Raw genomic sequence first — 5,715 nt, forward strand, 5'->3', positions numbered from 1 at the left:
AAGGCCGAATTTGAATTCTTTTCTGAACAAAACCCCCTACTATCTGTTGTCAAGGTTCAGTTTTTAGCTTGGTTATCGCTTTTTCCATTGTAGCTTAAAGCCGTCCTAAAAGGACGGGGTTTTAACCCAAATTTTCGATAAGACTGAGAAACGCTATAAATGATTAACGAAATACATCAGACTACAATCACACCCAACAAAAAAGCTCTAACTTGCCCGGGCAAAACCTCTCACAGATATCTCTCCAGTTGCAATGGAAAGATGACTTGAGGTCTAACTGATTGATTATGCTCCCAAATAAGCCGCTAATTCTTCCGAACCGCCAATTAATTGCCCGTTAATGAAGACTTGCGGGGTGGTGGTATTGCCACTCATGGCCCGCAGAGAACGACTGGTGGCATCGCGTCCGAGGATAATTTCTTCGTATTGTAGCCCTTTTTCTTCTAACATTTTCTTAGCCCGGAGGCAGTAGGGACAGCCCACTTTCGAGAAAAGAGAGACTAAAGGCGGTTTTTTGGCTTCTGGGTTGATGTAGTGTAACATCGTTTCTGCATCGGAGACTTTGAAAGGATCTCCCGGTTCTTCCGGTTCGATGAACATTTTCTCGATAACACCATCTTTGACTAGCATCGAATAGCGCCAAGAACGTTGACCGAAACCTAAGTCAGCTTTATCGACTAACATCCCCATTCCTGCGCTAAATTCGCCGTTACCGTCGGGAATCAAGACGACATTATCACATTCTTGGTCTTTTGCCCACTCGTTCATGACAAAGGTATCATTCACCGACAAGCAAACAATAGTATCTACGCCATTTTCCCGAAAAACTGGGGCTAATTCGTTATATCCGGGTAAATGGGAGGTGGAACAGGTGGGAGTGAATGCCCCGGGTAAGGCAAAAAGAACAACGGTTTTTCCTTTGAATAATTCCTCGCTGGTGATGTTCACCCATTGATTATTTTGACGTACAGGAAAGGTGACATCGGGAACTCTCTGCCCTTCTCGGTTTGGTAGCATAATCGTCAACTCCTAATTGCTAAGTCGTACTCATTTTGAGTTTGTCTAAATTAAGTGTACTCATAACGACTATGAGTTGTCAACAAGTATTTATGCTTAAATTAGGAGATAGGAGACAGGAGACAGGAGAATGGGAAATAGACAAAAGGCAGTAATATTGATTAGTTAATTTCCCCACACCCCACACCTATCCCCTTTTTTTACTGAAAAATGATGTTTTCCTTCCTGAAAAAAAGCTATAAATGGCTAGGACTAGCGATAATAACGGTGATTTTGGCGATTACACCCGCCGCCATTGCCCAATCAACCACTAGCGCCATACCTCTGGCAAAAATTAACTGGTTACAGGCGATTTTTTTGGGATTTGTGCAGGGAGTGACGGAATTTTTGCCGATTAGCAGTACCGCTCATCTAAAAGTGATTCCCGTCTTTTTGGGTTGGGGAGATCCCGGTGTCACCTATACGGCAGTGATTCAATTGGGCAGTATTGCGGCGGTATTGTCCTATTTTTGGCAGGATTTAAGGCAAATATCCACAGGAATGGTGAAAGCGGTGGCTAGTTCCGATTATCGTTCCCAGGATTTTCGTTTGGCCGTGGGGATTATCCTAGGCACAATTCCGATCGTTTTCTTCGGTTTGTTAATGAAACTTTTCATTCCCGATTTAGATAATTCCCCCCTGAGAAGCATGACAGCGATCGCCTGTGCCTCTATAGTCATGTCTTTACTCTTAGCTACGGCCGAAAAAATCGGGAAACATAAACGCAGTTTTGAGACTTTGCGACAAAAAGACGGGGTTTTAATGGGATTAGCCCAAGCTTTAGCCCTCATACCGGGTGTATCTCGTTCTGGGTCCACCTTAACTGCCGGGTTATTCATGGGTTTAGAAAGGGCCGTAGCGGCGCGATTTTCCTTTCTGCTGGGGATTCCGGCGATAACTTTAGCCGGTTTAGTGGAATTTAAAGGCGTTCTCGACCAGATTAACACCAGTGAATTAATTCCCCTCGCTATTGGGGTAATTTCCTCGGCGATATTTTCCTATCTTTCGATCGCTTGGTTATTAGATTATCTCAAAAAACAGAGTACCTGGGTTTTTGTCTGGTATCGTCTCTTTTTCGGGGTTACTATCCTGATTGGTGTGGCCTGGGGGCGTTTTTCCTGACCTTTTGGCATTCTAATTAGGGTTTGCGGCAAAAAGTTTTTCGTGGGGACAGGGTGTGGGGTGTGGGGTGTGGGGTGTAGGTTTTTACAGATTTTCATCTGGTCAATTACCTAATTTTCAGGGAAAAAGTACCTGAATTTTCCCCCAGATCACTCCCATATCTGGCACTTTTTGATTGACAAAAAGTCTAAAAGTCTTACCCAACAATGGTTTTAGATTCATTCAGCCAGCCCTAATTAATTTCTAAAAAATCTTGCAATTTTTTTAGATAAGTAGGGGCATCTTCTAACATGGGAAAGTGAGCAGTATTAGCCATCTCCACATACTGGATATTATTATTCAAATCCGCCGCCATTTTGCCCATTTTGGCAGGGATAATAATATCTTTTTCCCCTGATACTAAAAGAGTTGGTACCTTAATCTCAGCAAATTTACCTGGCATAATTTCCACTGCTTTTTTACTCACAGATGTATAAATTGTGCCTAGAGCGGCCTCGTAATCTGCCGCTAAAAAATCTTCTAAAAAAGCAATTCTTTCCGATTTTGGGATCGATCGATGCAAGAATCTCGCCATAAATAATCGATCGGCAAAAGGTACTTTTAAAAATCAATCATAACGAAACCGTACCACATACTTACCGAATTTATGGAAGGCAGCAAAAGCCGCCTTGTCCCTGTGGAGAAACCCGGTTTCTAGTTGAGAAACTGGTTTTTTTTGTCTATGGAGCGATCGCAATTAGCCCTAAACCAATCTAACAGGTAGGTTGACTGGCGCGATTAGTTGAAGTTTAGACATAATTGTGTTAATTATGTTTTTTTAATGCAGATGAATAGCTTGGCAATAAGGCTATCATCAATTATGATTAAAATCAATAAGTAGGTAGGCACAATTATTTGGAAGATAGGTTAGCGGTAGCGTAACATGATCGGGCGTTGGGTTTCATGCTTCAACCCAACCTACGTTCATCTTATATTTAATTCCACCCACCCACTTAAAAACAGATCAGCAATATTTGAGAATAATTGTAATTATGAAATTTGTGTTAAGTTCTCAAAATGTTTATGACTATTTAATCGACCAAAAAATCTGTAATCGCTTTCTAGAAAATCCCGGAGTAGAGCAGATTCAAGCTAAAAATTTTAACTTATTAGTGACTTTACCAGAGGGGCGAAAGTTACTGGTTAAACAAGAACAATTTATTAATTTAGAAAAGGAAACGGTGGGTGAGTTTTTTGGGGAATGGCGAATCCCCAAATTTCTAGAGAACTTTCCTGAAATTGACCATTGGCGTAGTTTTCTGCCAGAATTACTGCTCCACGATGCTGATAACTCAATTTTAGTTTCTACTTATCTGGATAATTATCAGGATTTAGCAGAGTTTTATTCTAAAGAGAATCTCTTTCCGGCTCAGGTTGCTACTCAAATCGGCAGTTGTTTGGCGACAATTCACCGTGATACATGGAATCAGAGTATTTATCGGGAATTTTTTGTCAAAGAAGAGTTTGCTGGAAAACCGAAAGTATCTCCGCTATTATTAGAGAGTTTGGAAAGGATCGGTCCTGAAATTTTTGGCATGGCTCCGATGGATGGATTGAAATTTTTTGCACTTTATCAACGATATGATAGCTTAGGAGAAGCAGTTCATCGAGCCAGTGAAACTATTTCTCCTATTTGTCTGACTCACAATGACATCAAGCTGAATAATATTCTTCTGAATCGAAACTGGGAAGATATTAATGGAAATGGGATCCGGTTGATTGATTGGGAAAGGTCTGATTGGGGAGATCCAGCATTTGATTTGGGAATGGCGATCGCTAGTTATCTACAAATTTGGTTGGGTAGCTTGGTGATTAGTAATTCTCTCAGTATTGAAGAGTCTCTGCGACTAGCCACTACTCCCCTAGAATTACTGCAGCCATCTATCGGTGGGTTAACTTTAGCTTATTTAGAAACTTTCCCAGAAATCTTAGAATATCGTCCTGATTTCTTAAAGCAAGTAGTCCAGTTGGCCGGTTTTTCTTTAATTATTGCAATTTTGGCCATGGTTCAGTATCAAAAAATCTTTAATAATACCGGAATTGCTATGCTTCAGGTAGCCAAGGCTTTGTTATGTCGTCCTGAATCATCAATGCCTACGATTTTTGGGGCTACTGCTACTCAGTTAAATCAGATAAATTCTTCTGTTGTTGGCCAAGTTTAATATCGTTGAGTATCTTGAAAAATTATGTCATTACTTAATTCTCAATTCCATCATTTAGCCCCTGAGGTTAGAGGTCGGTTAAAGGAAGTTTTGCTAGATATTGTTGAAAATCTCGAAATTTCCGCTGATTTTTCGATTCGTCATCCTAACTATCAACCCTGGAAAATGCCTGCTGAGATGTTGTCTCGGATTCAGGCTTTACCGAAGGAAATACAGGATAAATATATGAGCTTACAGTTGAGGAGTTTTCTTTATGGCATTTATTATAATGGGTCGATGCAAGCATCGCAAGCATTAGGTTCTGAGAATAAGGGTCAGCAATTAGATTTGGAGAATAATAGTTTTGCTGGCGTAGCTATGGACTTTTATTTACAGTTGGAAGCAGCGAACAAGGGGGAGGGATATTTTGATTCAGGTTGGTCAATTTTGAGAGAGGAAACCGATGGCAGTTTGGCTGTGACTAAGGGCGGTTTGCGACTGCATATCCAACGGGAAAAGCATCTTCAAGAGTCTGAGCAAGCGGCGGCAGTGGGTGCTGTTGTGTCAATTTTGATGCCTAAGAATTTTGTACAAAATGGCTTTTATATGGCGGTGGGTAATGCCGGTTTACAGAGAGAGGAAGCTATGGTGCGGCTCTATTTTAATGTTACTCCCGAAGGCGCGGTGGCTGTGATGACTGGGTTGACTGAAAGGTTAAATCAGAGGGGGATTCCTTTTAGTTTTAAGGCTTTATATAATCCAGTTGATTATCAACGATATGATGCTGGGGTGCTTTATTTTGGCAAAACAGATTATGAGTTGGTCAGGCAGGTGGTGGCTCATGTTTATCAAGAAAATCAGTCTGTTTTTAAGCCAGAAATACCTTTGTTTACTCTGGAGTTAGCACCGGGTTTGGGGTTGGCGGAAGAACCGGACAAAAAGTTTGGCAGTGAGGAGAGTTTTGGGATGAATCGCTGTCAGATTATAGCCAATGGGTTATTGATGGCTTGGCAACAGGAGGACAATTCTGCGGCGGGTCGGATTACTGCTATTTCTGAGCAGTTTTCTGGGTTGGGGATTGATTGGCAGCGTCCTTATTTGAATGCTGATTCTGAGGATGTTTATCAGGGATTAGAGTTGGCAGGCTGATATTAGTCGCCTATCTGGGAATCAAAGAGCGATCGGCCCGTCGGTAGATTTTAGCCTCATCGAAAATTTTGGGTCTGAAACCCCGTCGTTCTACGACGGCTTTACTGTTAAATATGAGCATCGTTTACGAAATATATGCTAAAATGTGAGGTATGGAAAAAGCCTATTCGTTTCGATTTTACCCCACACCCGAACAAGAGTCGCTATT

Annotated in this window: 5 protein-coding genes and 1 pseudogene; 4 read left to right on the forward strand and 2 right to left on the reverse strand. The window is 41.4% G+C overall.

Annotated elements, in window-relative coordinates:
• Positions 1–285 precede the first annotated feature (285 nt).
• Positions 286–1,017, reverse strand: coding sequence for a glutathione peroxidase (locus IM456_RS05935; RefSeq protein WP_149988278.1), 732 nt, complete (start codon positions 1,015–1,017; stop codon positions 286–288).
• A 210-nt stretch (positions 1,018–1,227) separates the two neighbouring features.
• Between IM456_RS05935 and IM456_RS05940 the strand changes: the two genes are divergently transcribed.
• A complete protein-coding gene (locus IM456_RS05940; protein ID WP_149988277.1) occupies positions 1,228–2,178 on the forward strand; it encodes an undecaprenyl-diphosphate phosphatase in 951 nt (316 codons plus the stop codon).
• A gap of 232 nt (positions 2,179–2,410) precedes the next feature.
• Here IM456_RS05940 and IM456_RS05945 read toward each other — a convergent pair.
• Positions 2,411–2,851, reverse strand: a pseudogene (locus IM456_RS05945) (alpha/beta fold hydrolase); the annotation flags it as partial.
• Positions 2,852–3,209: 358 nt separating this feature from the next.
• On the opposite strand from IM456_RS05945, the gene IM456_RS05950 reads away from it, so the two are divergent.
• The 3 genes from IM456_RS05950 to IM456_RS23220 all read left to right on the forward strand — a co-directional run.
• The gene (locus tag IM456_RS05950; protein ID WP_149988275.1) at positions 3,210–4,379 is read left to right on the forward strand and encodes a phosphotransferase; all 1,170 of its coding nucleotides are present in this window, start codon (positions 3,210–3,212) and stop codon (positions 4,377–4,379) included.
• 24 nt (positions 4,380–4,403) lie between these two features.
• Positions 4,404–5,507 (forward strand): T3SS effector HopA1 family protein, encoded by a 1,104-nt coding sequence (locus tag IM456_RS05955; protein WP_149988274.1) that lies wholly within the window; start codon positions 4,404–4,406, stop codon positions 5,505–5,507.
• Between the two features lie 152 nt (positions 5,508–5,659).
• A partial coding sequence (locus IM456_RS23220) for a helix-turn-helix domain-containing protein (RefSeq protein ID WP_072024880.1) occupies positions 5,660–5,715 on the forward strand: 56 nt, incomplete at its 3' end.

Origin of the sequence: Microcystis sp. M079S1 (assembly GCF_020246425.1) — a bacterium.
In the GTDB taxonomy this organism is placed as follows: Bacteria; Cyanobacteriota; Cyanobacteriia; order Cyanobacteriales; family Microcystaceae; genus Microcystis; species Microcystis aeruginosa.

Coding starts and splice junctions, on each gene's coding strand:
- IM456_RS05935 (WP_149988278.1), bottom strand. CDS start 1,017: ATGCTACCAAACCGAGAAGGGCAGAGAGTTCCCGATGTCACCTTTCCT.
- IM456_RS05940 (WP_149988277.1), top strand. CDS start 1,228: ATGATGTTTTCCTTCCTGAAAAAAAGCTATAAATGGCTAGGACTAGCG.
- IM456_RS05950 (WP_149988275.1), top strand. CDS start 3,210: ATGAAATTTGTGTTAAGTTCTCAAAATGTTTATGACTATTTAATCGAC.
- IM456_RS05955 (WP_149988274.1), top strand. CDS start 4,404: ATGTCATTACTTAATTCTCAATTCCATCATTTAGCCCCTGAGGTTAGA.